At 44.6% G+C, this 16259-nt stretch carries 13 protein-coding genes; 10 read left to right on the top strand and 3 right to left on the bottom strand.

From position 1 onward, the window contains the following. Nucleotides 1-30: 30 nt before the first annotated feature. The 6 genes from V7Q33_RS07720 (at nt 31) to V7Q33_RS07695 (ending at nt 8640) form a co-directional block, all read left to right on the top strand. Nucleotides 31-996, top strand: coding sequence for an AAA family ATPase (locus V7Q33_RS07720; protein WP_333819486.1), 966 nt, complete (start codon nt 31-33; stop codon nt 994-996). 22 nt (nt 997-1018) lie between these two features. Next, nucleotides 1019-1915, top strand: coding sequence for a DUF58 domain-containing protein (locus tag V7Q33_RS07715; protein WP_333819463.1), 897 nt, complete (start codon nt 1019-1021; stop codon nt 1913-1915). Then, nucleotides 1915-3147, top strand: coding sequence for a BatA domain-containing protein (locus V7Q33_RS07710; protein ID WP_333819462.1), 1233 nt, complete (start codon nt 1915-1917; stop codon nt 3145-3147). The genes V7Q33_RS07715 and V7Q33_RS07710 overlap by 1 nt, the downstream gene beginning before the upstream one ends. Next, nucleotides 3144-5408 carry a hypothetical protein gene (locus V7Q33_RS07705; protein ID WP_333819461.1) on the top strand — a complete coding sequence of 755 codons (2265 nt, stop codon included), beginning with the start codon at nt 3144-3146 and terminating at the stop codon, nt 5406-5408. The genes V7Q33_RS07710 and V7Q33_RS07705 overlap by 4 nt, the downstream gene beginning before the upstream one ends. Then, a complete protein-coding gene (locus tag V7Q33_RS07700; RefSeq protein WP_333819460.1) occupies nt 5401-7167 on the top strand; it encodes a hypothetical protein in 1767 nt (588 codons plus the stop codon). Before V7Q33_RS07705 ends, V7Q33_RS07700 begins: the two co-directional genes overlap by 8 nt. A gap of 126 nt (nt 7168-7293) precedes the next feature. Continuing rightward, nucleotides 7294-8640 carry an FAD-binding oxidoreductase gene (locus tag V7Q33_RS07695; protein ID WP_333819459.1) on the top strand — a complete coding sequence of 449 codons (1347 nt, stop codon included), beginning with the start codon at nt 7294-7296 and terminating at the stop codon, nt 8638-8640. Nucleotides 8641-8816: 176 nt separating this feature from the next. On the opposite strand, the gene V7Q33_RS07690 is transcribed toward V7Q33_RS07695, so the two are convergent. After that, nucleotides 8817-9410 (bottom strand): DUF3109 family protein, encoded by a 594-nt coding sequence (locus V7Q33_RS07690; protein ID WP_331981048.1) that lies wholly within the window; start codon nt 9408-9410, stop codon nt 8817-8819. A 34-nt stretch (nt 9411-9444) separates the two neighbouring features. Further along, the gene (gene tcmP, locus V7Q33_RS07685) at nt 9445-10308 is read right to left on the bottom strand and encodes a three-Cys-motif partner protein TcmP (RefSeq protein WP_333819458.1); all 864 of its coding nucleotides are present in this window, start codon (nt 10306-10308) and stop codon (nt 9445-9447) included. 67 nt (nt 10309-10375) lie between these two features. Here tcmP and V7Q33_RS07680 point away from each other — a divergent pair, with 67 nt between their 5' ends. From V7Q33_RS07680 to murA, 4 genes are all read left to right on the top strand, one after another. Beyond that, nucleotides 10376-12634 carry an ATP-dependent helicase gene (locus tag V7Q33_RS07680; protein WP_333819485.1) on the top strand — a complete coding sequence of 753 codons (2259 nt, stop codon included), beginning with the start codon at nt 10376-10378 and terminating at the stop codon, nt 12632-12634. Nucleotides 12635-12842: 208 nt separating this feature from the next. Next, nucleotides 12843-13259 carry a type II toxin-antitoxin system VapC family toxin gene (locus V7Q33_RS23390; protein WP_442945919.1) on the top strand — a complete coding sequence of 139 codons (417 nt, stop codon included), beginning with the start codon at nt 12843-12845 and terminating at the stop codon, nt 13257-13259. Further along, on the top strand, nt 13256-13951 hold the full coding sequence (locus V7Q33_RS07675; RefSeq protein WP_331981052.1) for a DUF4290 domain-containing protein: 696 nt from the start codon (nt 13256-13258) through the stop codon (nt 13949-13951). The genes V7Q33_RS23390 and V7Q33_RS07675 overlap by 4 nt, the downstream gene beginning before the upstream one ends. Before the next feature lie 49 nt (nt 13952-14000). Continuing rightward, entirely contained in the window at nt 14001-15305 is a 1305-nt protein-coding gene (gene murA / locus V7Q33_RS07670; protein WP_333819457.1) for a UDP-N-acetylglucosamine 1-carboxyvinyltransferase, read from the top strand. Nucleotides 15306-15383: 78 nt separating this feature from the next. Here murA and V7Q33_RS07665 read toward each other — a convergent pair whose 3' ends face one another. Beyond that, nucleotides 15384-16151: an exodeoxyribonuclease III gene (locus tag V7Q33_RS07665; protein ID WP_331977167.1), complete on the bottom strand. Its 768-nt coding sequence runs from the start codon at nt 16149-16151 to the stop codon at nt 15384-15386. Nucleotides 16152-16259 lie beyond the last annotated feature (108 nt).

The raw sequence follows: 16259 nt of genomic DNA, 5'->3' as shown, positions 1-16259 counted from the left end.
CTAAAAGAAGCCGAACAATCCGCACGGAGCATCATTCAAAAATTAGGTGCGCTGAAACAGGAGATCGGTAAAGTAATAGTCGGGCAGACAGAAACTGTTGATCAGTTATTGATCACCTTTCTGGCCGGAGGACATGCCTTGTTGGAAGGTGTTCCCGGTCTGGCAAAAACACTGATGATTCGTTCACTCTCCGAAGCAATCGATCTTCCGTTCAGACGCATACAATTTACACCCGACCTGATGCCTTCTGATATTATAGGCACCGAGATATTGGAAGAAGATCACAGTACGGGTAAACGCTTCTTTAAATTCAATAAAGGCCCGCTATTCGCGAATATTATACTTGCCGATGAGATTAACCGCACATCACCGAAAACACAATCTGCTTTACTCGAAGCCATGCAGGAATTTTCGGTTACGTATGGTGGTATAACGTATCCGTTGGAGCGGCCATTTTTTATACTCGCTACGCAGAACCCGATCGAGCAGGCTGGCACATTTCCGTTACCGGAAGCACAACTCGACCGCTTCCTGCTCTATATCAAGATCGGCTACCCAACTGCAGAAGAAGAGACCGCTATATTAGAGAATACCACGGGCAAGCGAACCACGCAGATCAACAAAGTGCTGGATGGTGACGAGATAAAAGAAGCACAAAGCCTTGTACGCGAAGTACACATCAGTCGTGATCTTATTGAGCGCGTAAGCAGCATTGTGCGGTTAACCCGTCCTGACGCCAGTACGTCGTATGTAAAAGATTGGGTTCGCTGGGGCGCAGGGCCGCGGGCTGGCCAGGCGATGATCCTTACGGCAAAAGCACGCGCACTGCTGCATGGTAATTTTGCAGTAACAAAAGAAGACATTGAACATGTAGCGTACCCGGTACTTCGTCATCGTATACTCATGAACTTCCGCGCAGAAGCCGAAGGCGTTACCTCCGACAACGTAACGAAGCACCTGCTGGAGCATGTAAACTCCTCTGCGAAATCTTTATAACGATACTGGTAGTATATATAACATGAATCCGCAGATACGATCGTTGCTGAAGCCGGAAGTGATCAACACCGTAAACGGGTTGGAGCTGATTGCACGTGTGATTGTGGAGGGATTCATGAGTGGCAGCAATAAAAGTCAGGCCGTAGGTGCTGGTCAGGAATTTAGTCAGTACAGAAGTTATGAGCCTGGTGATGACTTGCGTATGCTCGACTGGAAAATGTATGCACGTTCCGGCAGATACTATATTCGTCAGGCAGATATAGAAACGAACATCACTGTAAAGTTCATGCTCGATGCCAGTCATTCGATGATGTATACCGAAGATGGTCTGAGTAAATTTCAGTATGCCAAGGTAATGATCGCGGCCCTCGCCTACCTGGCACGCAGGCAAAGCGATGCATTCGGATTGTTTACAATAAATGAAAAAAATATACAGGAAGTGCATCCGCGCTTTGAGCAACAGCAATTCATGCGTTTTCTGCATGCACTGGCTGCCGTGAAAAGCGAAAGCACCTGGCGCAAAAGTAACGGGCTCGAACATCTGTACGATCATCATGGCAAAGAGATGATCATCTTCATCACCGATTTGTATGATGACGACAACGACCTGCTTCAATTCATTGCAAGATTAAAAACAATACGCAATGAAGTGATCGTATTTCATTTGCTCGGCCGGCAGGAAGTATCTTTTGACTTCACCGGTTCTTTTACGTTTGAAGACCTTGAGACCGGTGCGCGCACAAAAGTGGAAACCACAGCACAGCAAAAGCAATATACTGAACGCATGCAACAATGGATTAAACAGTCGCGAAACTGGATGCTGGGAAAACAGATCAGTTATGAATTAGTAACAATCAACGATCCGTTCGAAACTACATTGCGTAATTTTTTAAAGATCAGAAAATCACTGGCGCGATAATGCAATTTACCAATCCGATATGGCTGTGGGCACTGAGTGGTTTGGCGATACCGGTCGCTATACATTTACTTAGCCGCAAGGAAGGTAAAGTGATGTATGTCGGCAGCCTCCGTCATTTGGAAGAATCCAGCACGCGACAATTCAGGGCGATCAGGTTAAATGAAATATTACTCCTGATCCTGCGCTGTATACTCATCACGTTAATTGTTTTGTTTCTTGCAGGTCCAACGCTGTCCTATACATCGTCTGCTCCAACACGATGGCTTGTGATTGAACCTGGTATGCATTCCACTGAAATTACACCGTTGTGTGATAGTCTCATGGCAGCCGGTTATGAAAAACATTTTCTTTCAGCGGGATTCCCTGTAACGGAAGATACTTCTTCAACCGAAACCAAAAACTACTGGTCGCTCCTGGAGCAACTCGGGAAAAAGAACATCAGCGATATTGTTGTACTATCGCATACCCGCCAAAAAGACTTTACTGGTGAACGTATACCTTTGCCCGCCAACATTCGATGGATCACAACAGATGAGCCACAGCTATCTTCTGTTGTATTCACTCAACTCTATAAATCTGATTCTATTCTCATACGAAAAGCTGAGAGCTCTGCCACCGGAACTTCGTATGTCTATGAAAAGGCAAGTGTAACCCATGATGCTACACTGCAATTGCATGATACGTTACTCCTAACCATCGCATTTGATCCGGATTTTCAATATGATACGCATATTCTGGAAGCATCACTACAATCCATTCAAAATATACCAGTTGCCGTAAAGATCAACATCACATCGGCAAAAGACTTTCTATATATACCGTGTGACTGGCTTATCTGGTTATCGCAGCAAGCTATACCGGTGCAAGACACCTGCAATACGATCGTATATCAAAATACCCCGGTGGCTCCTGCCCTGCTAATACCGGAAGGAAAGCAACATCCGTATAAACATTATTTGCTTACAGAACATATTACCGTGGAGAATGTACTACGAGAGCATTTCACGGCAACACTGGCCACTATACTGCTCGCTGATGGTCGCATAACCGATGCCGCATTGAAAGCCGATCAACGCGTACTCCCGGAAAGTTTCCTGAAAAAATCAGAAACAACCGGCAACGAATTTTTAAAAGCACAACCACAATCCATCTTAATCGATTCATGGTTTATGGCGCTGATATTGGCAATGCTATTAATCGAACGACTTGTCTCTTACAAACGAAATCAATGAGCGATAGCCGGGCACGATATCATATTAAACAACTCACGAAGAAGTATAAATTACTACGCATGAGTGAAGTTGGGTTACAGGCACTAGCACTGGCATGTATCGCATTTTCCATACCGTATGCGTTTAATGTACCCTGGGGAATATCTCTGACATTTTCCATAGCAGGAGGTTCATTGCTGTTTTTATACCGATGCGAACAGTTAAATCTCTTTCACCTGCAGGAACTGGATATCACCGCATACCTCAATCAGCATTTCGACACGCTGCAGAATAGTAGTGATCTGCTGTTGCGCGATCCTTCTGAACTCTCTACCCTGCAACAACTTCAAAAGCTAAGAACAACGGTAGCCTTTGAAGCACTTTATCCGGGCATCAAACTCCCGCATCATCTTTTGCGGGCCGGAGGTATATTTATTGCGAGTGTAGCGCTGACATTTACGCTAACTTCTTTTGCTCCTTTCCTTACACGTTCAACTGCCGGCAACACTTCAAAAGATTCATTAACCTATACATCAAAATTTATAGCAGCACCGGCACAGGTAAAACAGGCAATAATTACTATAGCGCCTCCACCCTATACCGGGTTGAAGTCACAAGCAACACAAGCGTGGTCATTAACATTACCGGAAGGCAGCACCGTTGAATGGCAAGTACAATTCTCGGCAGAAGTAAAAGACCCCACATTAGTATTCTCGGGCAAAGAAGTTGTACGAATGAAATCCGGTCAGCAGAATACTTATATACTCAGGCGATCAATAGATGAAACCGGATTCTATCAACTGGCATGGACCACTCCTGCCGGTAACGTAAAACATTCTGACTTTTTCAAATTAGAGATCATCAAAGATCAGGCACCCGTCATTACGATTAACAAACTGAATCAATTCACTGAATTGGAATATACCAACAAGCCCGTCATCGATGTTTATGCAACACTATCAGACGACTATGGACTTGACAATGCACACATCATTGCTACGGTGAGTAAAGGAAGCGGTGAATCTGTAAAGTTCCGGGAAGATAAACTCTTCTTCGGGAAACCTGCATCCATTACGGGCAAACACCTGGAGGCCATACGAAAACTCGATTTAATAAAACTCGGCATGGAACCCGGTGATGAACTATATTTCTATGTTGTAGCCTTCGATAACAAACTTCCTCGACCGAATCATACGCGTACAGAAACGTATTTTATATCACTCCAGGATACCACCCAACAGGAAACCGTAGTGGATGACGGACTTGGTGTTGACCTGATGCCGGATTATTTCCGCAGTCAGCGGCAGATCATTATTGATACTGAAAAATTATTGCAGGAGAAAAAGAAGACTTCCAAAACTGCATTTCAATCCAAAAGCAATGAGCTGGGATACGATCAAAAAGTATTACGCCTTCGCTATGGAGAATTTTTAGGTGAAGAGTTTGAGTCAGGTATAGGTCCACAGGAAAATCCTGCGGAAGAAGATCACGATCATGAAGAAGACATTACCAAAAAATACGGTCACGTTCATGATAAGGAAAATGAACACAACCTCGTGCAGGAGAAACAACCGGAGCACCATCACCATGCAGAAGCGAAAGAAGGTGAAGACAAAAATGGTGTACCGGCAGGCTTTGTCCATGAGCACGACAGTGAAGAGGAAGCAACGTTCTTCACACAGTCGATTCGTGCCAAGTTAAAAGCCGCGCTTACTATTATGTGGGATGCCGAGCTTCATTTGCGCCTGTACGAACCGGAGAAGTCATTACCATTCCAGTATAAAGCCTTAAAGCTCCTGAAAGAGATCAGCCAGGACTCACGTATTTATGTACATCGTACGGGTTTTGATCCTCCACCTCTGAAGGAAGAGAAGCGTATGGCGGGTGATTTGAGCGAAGTAAAAAGTGCAACCGCGTTATCATCATCCAATCATAAAGAAAACAATGAAGCGATACGATATGCATTACAGGTAACGGCACTGGCACTCGCCAAAGACAGTATATCTATTGACAACACATTGAAAAGAAGTTTAACACAGGCAGGGCAAGCGCTTGGCAAGTTAGCCATTGATCAGCCCGGTGTATATCTAAAAAGTTTGTCATTGATTCGTGCGCTTACGGAAAACGAACTAAAACCCGAAGAGCAACGGTCAGCACTCAAAACCGTACAAACCTCGTTATGGAAAGCTTTACCGGAAGCTCCGGAAGCTCCGGCAACAGCCACCCGGGCACTGCACACACTGGACCGTTCATTCATTAAAAACCTGGAGGCTCATGAATGATCAGTCGCTCGTATTACACCCTATCGCTGCCGGAGCGTGGATAACGGGTATGCTTTTGTTATCAGGTGTATTTCTCATCTGGAGAGAATATAATCGCACAATACGTTTCAGGGGTCTGCGCATAGTAGCGATTATTGTGGCATTAGTGGCTATAGCAGCACTTATACTTCGACCCGCTTTCAAAACCATTAAAGAATCGTATGCAATACTACTGACTGATGGATATAAAAAAGAACAGGCTGATAGTGTATGGAAGGCCAACAGCTCCGCACAGTTCTATCATCTGAAAGGTGCGACACCCTATAGAAAATCAAAAGAGATAGCATCGGTTAACGACATCTATACTTTCGCCAACGACATCAGGATTGTGTTGGGCAATGGCCTGCCTACAACTGGCTGGCAGCAGTTTTCTAATGCCGCCATACAATATATACCGGGCGAGACTCCAACAGGCATTACAGCCCTGTATATACCGCAGAGCCTTTTTACGAATCACGAATATACCCTCCATGGAGTTTATAATTCTCAAAGTATGAATGCCGCCCTCATACTACGATCGCCTGCAGGGGTTGAAGACTCGGTTGTGTTAACAAAAGATGACCGCCATCCCTTCGCACTTTCCTTTACCCCACGACAAGCCGGTAATTTCATATATCAGCTAACGGTAAAGGAAAACAATAAAACCACGACTGAGGATATACCGCTCGTAGTTCACAACGATGTTCCCTTCAAAACATTATTCCTGCAACAACAGCCTACTTTCGAAACGCAGTACCTGAAAAGCTTCCTCGCACACAAAAATCATCACATAGTAGTGCGATCTCAGCTATCAAAAAATATATACCGCCATGAATATATTAATCACCCCGCTATCACTATTGCAGCACTTAACCAAAAAACACTTTCGCCATTCGATTTATTAATCATCGATACAGAATCGCTGCAATCTCTTTCTGCATCCGAAGTAACAGCATTGGAAGATGCGACTGAAAACGGATTAGGTATACTTGTTTTATTACAAGATGTTCCCAATAACCGAAACGTACAGCACATTATACCCTTAAAGATTTTACCTTCCCTAACAGATACTACGTTCGTCACCATTTCCGGCAAGCAACATGTTACACTCACGGTAGCTCCATTTACCATTGCAAGCAATCCGTCACTTCGCGTTGTTTTGCAAAATAAGCGAGGTATACTTTCCGGCTATCGCCATAAAGGTCTTGGTAAAACAGGATTTCAATTATTGCAGAGTACCTATTCACTCGTGTTACAGGGCGATTCCATTGATTACAGTAAAATATGGTCACCAGTATTGGAGCAAATTGCACGGACGGAGTCTGTTGATAACAGTGTAAAAATCACATCCACATTCCCGCTATATCCGCAGGCACTTATTAACATTGAAGTAATTACGGCCGGCAGCAATCCTAGGCTGCAAGATGACAGCACTACATTACCGCTCGCCGAAGATGCGCGCATTGACGATCGCTGGGAAGGTACTACCTGGGGCCGAAATCCCGGATGGCATACATTGACCACAGCAGATTCAACAACACATCCATACTATATATCAAAAGAAAATTCGTGGCACTCACTGGATATTGCGCAGCGAATAGAGACATCGAGGCAACATGGTCTTGCCAGTCAAAACACGGTTACTCATTCACTACCACTATTAAAACCTGTGCCACCTTTCATTTTCTTTCTGATGTTGCTGATCGCGCTGACTGTGCTTTGGGTCGCTCCCAAGCTATAGCATTTCCTCGCATGAACATGTGAGCCAAACAGGATTTAGATCGTTAGCAGAAAGTTCATTTTCGCTTATCCATGCATCTATTGGAATATTCTGTATTTTCGCAACGCTCTATAGTTACTTTAAGTTATGCACCCAAAAGAAGAAACCCTCTCCGGCTGGGGAAACATCCCTGCCAATCGCAGTAAAGTTGTATACCCACGCCTTATCAGCGATGTAAAGGATACACTCGCTTATAACAAATTACTTCCCCGCGGTCTCGGCCGAAGTTATGCCGATCAGGCCACCAACCTGAACCACACCATTGTAAAAATGGAAAAGCTCAACCGCTTCATTGCATTTGATGAAGACAAAGGGGTGCTGGAATGTGAAGCCGGTGTAAGCCTTGAAGACATCATTCAATATCTTGCTCCACGTGGCTGGTTCCCGATGATCACACCCGGAACAAAGTATATTACCATTGGCGGTGCTATTGCGAATGATGTGCATGGCAAAGCGCACCATGCGGACGGATCGTTTGTAAACTGTGTATATGATTTCACCATTCTGTTGGCAGACGGTAGCGTTGTAAAGGCAAGCCGCGAAGAGAACAGCGATTTATTCTGGGCTAACTTCGGTGGACTTGGTTTACTCGGCACTATTCTCACCGCAAAGATTCAACTGCGAAAAATCGAGACTACATACTTTGTACAGAAGGCAGTGCCTGCTCAAAATCTGGATGCCATGCTGGATGCAATTGACGAAAGCGACAAGGACTATAGCTCGTCCGTTGCGTGGCTTGATTCGATGGCGAAAGGAAAAAACCTGGGCCGTGGTGTGTTAACAATGGGTAATCATGCGAAGCTCGCAGACCTTCCTGCCAATTTGAAATCGAATCCGTTGAAGCTCGGAAAGAAAGCGAAACTCACCGTTCCGTTCTATCTGCCCAGTTTTACACTCAATACATTATCGGTAAAGTTTCTGAACACTGCGCTATATATCATGCAGAAAGGCGGCAAACCCGTAGCGCACTACGACAAGTTCTTTTATCCGCTGGATATGATCAACAACTGGAATCGCGGTTATGGCAAGCGTGGTTTCATTCAATACCAGTTTGTGTTGCCGATGGAGAATGGTCGCGAGAATATCCGCAAGATTCTCGTGGAGATTACGCAAAGTAATTGTGTACCGTTCCTGAATGTACTCAAGAAGTTCGGTAAAGGTCAGGGAGGTTTACTCTCCTTCCCTTTTGAAGGTTATACATTTGCGATCGACTTCCCGATCAAAGATCAACTGAAGCCTTTCACCGAGAAGCTCGATAAAATGGTACTCGATATGGGCGGACGTATATATTTAGGCAAAGATGCTTACCTCGATGAAGCCACGTTCAAAGCCATGTACCCACAACATAAAGAGTGGCTGGAGATCAAGCGCAAGTACGATCCGAATAATATGTTCAGCTCCGATTTATCGCGCAGAATAGGACTGGAACTGTAGAATGGTTGCTAGCTGCTGGCTACTAGCTGCTGGACGTTTGTGGTTAGATTTGCGAGTATATTTAAATACTGCGGTATGTTGTGAAAATCCGTAGAAGATTAATCTTCGTGTAACTTTGTATTACTTCGTGTTTCTTTGTGCCATTGGATTTATATTCAAAAGCTAGAAGCCAGAAGCTATTTCTTTTTCTTCGGTTTTTCTTCCTTCGGCTTCGTTTCAATTATTTCTACCAGCTCGCTATACCACTTTTCTCCGTATTTACGAATGAGTGGATCTTTCAGGAATTTATATACCGGTACCTGCAATTCCTTTCCCAATGCGCATGCAGGCGAGCAGATGTGCCACTTGTGATAATTAAGCGCTTCGAAATTTTTCTTGGATGTAATGCGGATCGGATACAGATGGCATGAAATGGGTTTCTTCCATTTGATCTTTCCATCCAGGTAAGCCTGCTCAATGCCGCACTTTAATATACCTTTCTTGTCATATATAGCATAAACACATTCGCGGCCATCGATCACCGGTGTTACAAGATCACCGTCATCATCGGTGGTGTGAGTGCCTTCTTTTTCAATAACCTTAATACCTTCTTTAGAAAGATAAGGCTTCACAATCGGGTATATCTCTTCGAGTATAGCCAGTTCGTCTTCATCCAGCGGTGCACCAAAATCACCCTCCACACAACACGCACCTTTACATTTCTCGAGGTTGCAGACAAATTCCTTCTCTACAACATCATCCGATATGAGGATTTCTCCAATTTTTATCATAACACAAAGTTACAACTTTAGATGTGATTACAGATTACCATAGTTCAAACTGCACATGCTCACTTTCCTGAATATCATTGAGCACGGCTTTGGTTGAAAATTTCTTTGAGAAAAAACCAATATAAAAAGCCGGTAATTCCATTAAGCGGGAATCAACTTTATGCACTGAAAGCGCTGTATTTAATCCCAGCATCAACATGTTGTTCTGATAAATTCTCACCATGTGTTTATAGAACTGCTGATTGCTTTGCACCGTGGAAAGCCGCTGCAAATCCGCAATGCCGAGGAATCGCTTTATCCTGTCGCGATGCTCGTCCAGGTAGTAGGCATAATTCATGCGCTGATTCATTACCCATGTAAACGGCATGAGGAAACTAAAACCCTGCGATGCGAGTTTATCTATGGTGGCGTAAGGAATTTCGAACGAGAACGGATCGACCAGGCAAAGTACTGCGACTTTATTGCCGCGTGCAGGTTGTGGAATAACAGACTTGAGTTTATCAGCCAGTGCATCAACAGGCTCATCCAGAATCATCACATTTTTATTCCGGAAATAGTGCGTTACACGCTGTTGTAAAGCATGTCGCTGGTCGTTATCCTGCTCACAAAAAATCCAGCGCGATACCGGTAAATTTGACGACAACAATGAGAGACCAGCACCTGCAAATAATTCTTTCTGATGCCCGAACGAAAACAAGCCACTGCCGGCACAAAGATCAACGAACACAATTTCGTCTGCTCTTCCGGAAGCATTTGCTATGAATGATTGAACGTAACGTTCTATAAGCTGAACCTTTACTTTAAACCAGGATTCTACAGCGGTAACGCTAAGTCCATCGTGCTGAAAAAAAGAAGCCTGGGGGGTAGGTTTGGAACTCAATGAAAAAGATTTTTTCAAAAATACTGAAGGTTGAAATTGATTAAAAGGAAGTCAACCTTTAATGTTTAATTTGCGCCCTGATATGATTGATTATTTAGATACCCTGAATGAACCTCAGCGCGAAGGCGTACTCAACACCGATGGTCCGTGCATGCTCATTGCCGGTGCCGGTTCGGGCAAAACGCGCGTGCTGACATACCGCATAGCTTATCTGATTCAACAAAAAGGTGTTGATCCGTTCAGCATCATGGCGCTGACGTTTACCAACAAGGCTGCCAAAGAAATGCGTGAGCGTATTGAAAAAGTTGTAGGGCACGATGCCCGTAATTTGTGGATGGGAACCTTCCACTCTGTGTTCTCCAGAATATTGCGTGCTGAAGCGCATCACCTCGGTTATCCGCACGACTTTACCATTTACGATACTGATGATTCTAAAACGCTGATAAAAAATATTGTGAAGGAAATGGGTCTTGACGATACCGTTTATAAACCCAGCACAGTATATAATCGAATTTCTGCAGCGAAGAACCGATTGATCGGCCCAGAAGATTATCTGCGCAATGCAGAGCTGATGGGCGATGACGCTGCGAACCTGCGCCCCGAGATCGGCAAAATATATAGAACGTATGCCATGCGCTGTTTCAAATCAGGCGCCATGGATTTTGACGACCTGCTTTTCAACACCGATAAACTTTTCAAAGAACACCTGGAGGTGCTGAATAAATATCAGCACCGGATTCAATATGTGCTGGTAGATGAGTTTCAGGATACCAACTTGTGCCAGTACTTCATCATCCGCAAGCTCGCTTCTGTAAAAGAAAATGTTTGCGTAGTGGGAGACGATGCGCAGAGTATATATGCCTTTCGCGGAGCTGACATTACCAACATACTCAACTTCGAGCGCGATTATCCGGATTTGAAAATCATCAAACTCGAACAGAACTATCGCTCTACACAAAATATAGTACAGGCTGCCAATTCGGTAATCAAACGCAACCGCGCACAGCTTCCTAAAAATGTGTGGACTGCCAATGAAGAGGGGAATCTCATTGAATTGATCAAAGCTGTATCCGACAATGAAGAAGGCCGGTTGGTTGCTACTTCCATTTTTCAGGAACGGATGCAGTACCAGTTAAAGTTCAGCGACTTTGCTATACTATACCGCACCAACAGTCAGTCGCGCGCCATTGAAGAAGCGCTGCGCCGCATGAACATCAAGTATAAAGTGGTGGGCGGCCTCTCCTTCTATCAACGCAAGGAGATTAAAGATATACTGGCGTACCTGCGCTTTGCAATCAACCAGCAGGACGAAGCTTCATTCCGTAGAATTATCAACTTACCCAAGCGTGGCATTGGAGATTCTACGATAGATAAAATTGTGGTGGCTGCCAACGATCATGGCACTTCCATCTGGGAAATTCTGCAAAACTCAGAACCTTTTGTAGGCGGACGTGTAGCCGGGCCGATTTCCGATTTTGTAGCAATGATCAAACGCTTCGCATTGGAAGTACAACGTAAAGATGCCTATGATGCTGCTTTTGAAATCGCCAAAGGTTCGGGCTTGCTGCGTGAGCTTTACGAAGACAAAACTGTGGAAGGATTGAGTCGCTATGAAAACGTGCAGGAATTGCTGAACGCGATCAAAGAATATGTAGACGATCCGGAGCGCCAGGATAAAACACTCGGAGCTTTTCTGCAGGAGATATCGCTGGTTACCGGTCAGGATGAAGATAAAGATAAAGATCCCGATAAGGTTACACTCATGACCATCCACATGGCAAAAGGTCTTGAGTTCAAATATGTATACATGGTGGGAATGGAAGAAGACCTCTTCCCTTCGCAAATGATGATCAGCACCCGAGCTGAGTTGGAGGAAGAGCGCAGATTATTCTACGTAGCCATCACACGGGCCGAAAAGCGCTTATTCCTCTCTTACGCTCTGACTCGCTATCGCTTTGGCCGATTGAAGAACTGCGAGCCGAGCCGTTTCCTGGATGATATCGACCAGAGCTTTATAAAAGTAAGCACCAAGTTTTCAGGCCTCGAGTCTGCACCGCCAAGCAGCCAGTATGCCAAGAACCTGGTTACGGGAATCAAGAAGACCATTGCTTCTACACCGACGGTTCCCAAACCAACAACTTACAAGGCACCTGCCGACTTTGTTCCGAGCGATACATCCGCCCTCAAAGAAGGCATGAAAGTGGAGCACCCGAAGTTTGGGTTTGGCACCGTGCTGCAAATGGATATATCGGGCGCAGACCGTAAGGCCAAGATCAATTTTACCGAAATTGGCGAAAAAACCTTGCTGCTAAGCTTTGCCAAGCTTCGTATTGTGGAGAATTGATTTTGGTGTTTTTGTAGAATCCCGTAGCTTTGTTAGCACGTGGTAACGAAAAAGAACATACTTAAAAGCTCCGGACCAAAGAGCACATCAAAACCGCCTCTGACAGAGAAGCAGACAAAGGCTTTGAAGTTGTTGGAAGATCTTAAAGGTATAGGAAGTGGTGTCTGGAAGGAAGACGCACAGGAGTATGTTAATCGACTGAGGAGTAATGACCGGTTCTAAAGTATTTATTGATACAGCTCCCACAATTTACCTTGTCGAACAAAATCCAGCGTACTTTGAACAAGTCAGTACATATTTGGCTGACGCTATCCGAAGTAATTCTGCTCTGACTACAAGTGTGCTAACTACAGCCGAGGTTGAGATAAAACCAAGGAAATTGGGTAAGAAAGAACTTACCACCAAATTTGAAAAAACCATACAGTCGCTTTTTGAAGTCTATCCAATAACTTGGGATGTGGCACAGATATCCGCCACCTTACGAGCAAAGTACACATCGCTCAGAGCTATTGATTCCCTTCAGATCGCTTGTGCTATACACCACCGATGCGAGAGTTTTGTAACAAATGACAAACGTCTTAAGACTATTAAAGAAATACCAATAATACTTATCAGGAATTTATGATCGGAGAATACAACACACAACGTCCGGGTATCATTCTAAAAGAATACGGACGCAACGTTCAGAAACTGGTGGAGTACATCAGAACTGTACAAGACAAGGAAAAGCGCACCGAGCTTTCTTATACCCTGATAGAACTCATCAAACAACTTACTCCTTCCATAAAGGAACAGGGAGATGATCCGCAGCGCATGTGGGATGACTTGTACATCATTGCAGACTTTAACCTCGATGTAAACAATCCCTATCCTGTACCCGAGCGCGAGACACTCTTCAAAAAGCCGATGAAGGTTGAATACCCGCAGAGCAACATACGCTTCAAACACTACGGTAAGAACATCGAAAAGCTGGTGAAAGAAGCGCTCAAGAAGGAAGATCCGCAAGAACGTCAGGATGCTATTATATATCTCGGCAAGTTGATGAAAACTTTCTACGCTAACTGGAATAAAGAACCTCTGGATGACTCTGTGATTCTTCGCGACATTCAGCAAATGTCTGGCGGTGCGTTGAATATGACGATCGACAAAGTGCGCGAAGACAATCTCTTTGAAAAATTATACAAGGAGCGTAAGAAAGCAAGACCACAAGGCAATGGCGGACATCAGCACCAGCGCTCACAAGGCGGTGGTGGGCACCGTCCGTTCAACAAGAACAAAGGTGGCGGTCAAAACTTCCGCAGAAGAAGAGATCAATAAGATCAGGTACGATTTTGTCAATAGAGAATTGATACAAGTTTATTGTTAGATGAGCGTATTCAAAATTAAAGGCGGCAAAAAACTAAAAGGAGAAATCATTCCGCAAGGCGCCAAAAACGAAGCATTACAAATTGTCAGTGCAGTTCTGCTTTCAGCAGAGCCGATCACCATCCATAACATTCCTGATATAGTGGATGTCAACAAGCTGATCGATCTGATTGGTGACTTGGGCTGTAAAGTGGAAAGGCTGGGCAACGGCTCATGTCGCTTTACTGCTGCCAACATCAATACAAAATTTCTGGAGACTGATGACTACCGCAAAAAAGCGGCTGCGCTCAGAGGCTCTGTTATGTTACTCGGCCCCATCCTGGCCCGGTTCGGTAAAGCAAGCTTACCTAAACCCGGTGGCGACAAAATAGGCAGACGAAGACTGGATACGCACTTCTTGGGATTTCAGAAGCTGGGAGCCAAATTCAACTTTGATTCAAGCGAGCATTTATTTCATATCGATGCAACCGAACTTACAGGCTGCTATATGTTGCTGGATGAGGCATCGGTTACCGGTACTGCCAACATTGTCATGGCCGCTGTACTCGCCAAAGGAACTACCACCATTTACAACGCTGCCTGCGAGCCTTACTTACAGCAGCTTTGCATGATGCTGAACCGCATGGGCGCCAAAATCAGTGGCGTAGGTTCAAACCTGCTAACCATTGAAGGTGTTGCCAAACTCGGAGGCACAGATCATACCATGCTGCCCGATATGATCGAGATCGGAAGCTTTATAGGGCTGGCTGCCATGACACAGTCAGAAATCACGATCAAGAATTGTCGTATTGATATGCTCGGTATGATCCCTGAGATATTCAAACGACTGGGTATAAAATTAGAGTTTCGCGGCGATGATATATATATACCCTCGCAGGAGCGCTACGAAATAGAAACGTTTATAGATGGTTCCATTCTCACCATAGCCGATGCTCCATGGCCGGGATTTACTCCAGACTTGATCAGTATCGTATTGGTAGTTGCCACACAGGCAAAAGGCACTGTACTCATCCACCAAAAGATGTTCGAAAGCCGCCTCTTCTTTGTTGATAAACTGATCGACATGGGTGCACAGATAATCCTTTGTGATCCTCACCGTGCCAACGTAATTGGCCTCGACCGTAAAACACAGTTGAAAGGTATAAAGATGTCTTCACCGGACATCCGTGCTGGGGTAGCGTTGTTAATTGCTGCATTGTCAGCAAGCGGAACCAGCGAAATATCAAATATAGAACAAATCGACCGCGGTTACCAGAATATCGAAGGCCGCCTGAAAGCTATAGGTGCCGAAATAGAGCGCATCTAGTGTCTGAAAGCAATACTGATCAATGCAAAAGAGCAGCATAGTAACTATGCTGCTCTTTTTATGTAAGCCGGATATATACTATAATTCAATTTTTAAAGCTACCGGGCAATGATCCGAACCGAGGTACTGATTATATACCGCAGCATCTTTCACATTAGCAATCAGCGATTCTGACACGAGAAAATAATCAATCCTCCATCCTACATTCTTGGTACGGGCGTTAAAGAGATAATTCCAATATGTATACTTGACTTCTTCAGGATAAAAACGTCTGAAGGTGTCGATGAAACCAGTTTCCAGCAATCGCGTAAACCCGTCAATCTCCCGCTGCGTATATCCGGCTGATTTATTGTAATTTTCCTTTGGTCTTGCTATGTCAATGGCCTGATGTGCCACATTAAAATCACCGCAGGCAATAACAGGCTTTCTTCGCTTAAGCCAGTTGAGGTATTCGGTAAACTCTTTATCCCAGCGCTCACGATAGTCGAGACGGGCGAGCCCTTCTCCGGAGTTAGGGGTATACACGGTTACTAAAAAAAACGTGGGGTACTCTGCTGTTATAACGCGCCCTTCCTGATCATGTTCCTCGATTCCCATGTCGTACGTTACCTGCATCGGTTCCTCCCGCGAAAGTATAGCCGTACCTGAATATCCCTTTCGGGCCTTGGAAGAGTTAATATAGGTATGATAGCCCGGCAATAACTCGAGCGCAGAGCGTACTTCTTCTACTGCGGCCTTTGTTTCCTGAAAGCATAGAATATCAGGATCCATTTCTTTAACGTCTTTTAGAAAATCTTTCTTGATGATTGAGCGTATTCCGTTTACGTTCCAGTTTACCAGGTGCATGAATAAAACATTAGCGTTAGTGGTGAGTCTGCCTCACGGGTTCAATACTATTTACTATTCCGCAGGAAAACAAAAAAGCCCTGTACGTTTCGCACAGGGCTTCTTGTT

The sequence above is a fragment of the Ohtaekwangia sp. genome, assembly GCF_036786105.1.
Lineage (GTDB): Bacteria > Bacteroidota > Bacteroidia > Cytophagales > Cyclobacteriaceae > Ohtaekwangia.
The sequence above is the reverse complement of the archived record's forward strand: the minus strand, read 5'-3'. Positions and strand labels throughout refer to the sequence as shown.

Excerpts from the sequence above, each read along its gene's own strand:
- V7Q33_RS07715 (WP_333819463.1), top strand. The coding sequence starts at position 1,019 with ATGAATCCGCAGATACGATCGTTGCTGAAGCCGGAAGTGATCAACACC.
- V7Q33_RS07710 (WP_333819462.1), top strand. The coding sequence starts at position 1,915 with ATGCAATTTACCAATCCGATATGGCTGTGGGCACTGAGTGGTTTGGCG.
- V7Q33_RS07705 (WP_333819461.1), top strand. The coding sequence starts at position 3,144 with ATGAGCGATAGCCGGGCACGATATCATATTAAACAACTCACGAAGAAG.
- V7Q33_RS07700 (WP_333819460.1), top strand. The coding sequence starts at position 5,401 with ATGAATGATCAGTCGCTCGTATTACACCCTATCGCTGCCGGAGCGTGG.
- V7Q33_RS07695 (WP_333819459.1), top strand. The coding sequence starts at position 7,294 with ATGCACCCAAAAGAAGAAACCCTCTCCGGCTGGGGAAACATCCCTGCC.
- V7Q33_RS07690 (WP_331981048.1), bottom strand. The coding sequence starts at position 9,410 with ATGATAAAAATTGGAGAAATCCTCATATCGGATGATGTTGTAGAGAAG.
- V7Q33_RS23390 (WP_442945919.1), top strand. The coding sequence starts at position 12,843 with ATGACCGGTTCTAAAGTATTTATTGATACAGCTCCCACAATTTACCTT.
- V7Q33_RS07675 (WP_331981052.1), top strand. The coding sequence starts at position 13,256 with ATGATCGGAGAATACAACACACAACGTCCGGGTATCATTCTAAAAGAA.
- murA (WP_333819457.1), top strand. The coding sequence starts at position 14,001 with ATGAGCGTATTCAAAATTAAAGGCGGCAAAAAACTAAAAGGAGAAATC.
- V7Q33_RS07665 (WP_331977167.1), bottom strand. The coding sequence starts at position 16,151 with ATGCACCTGGTAAACTGGAACGTAAACGGAATACGCTCAATCATCAAG.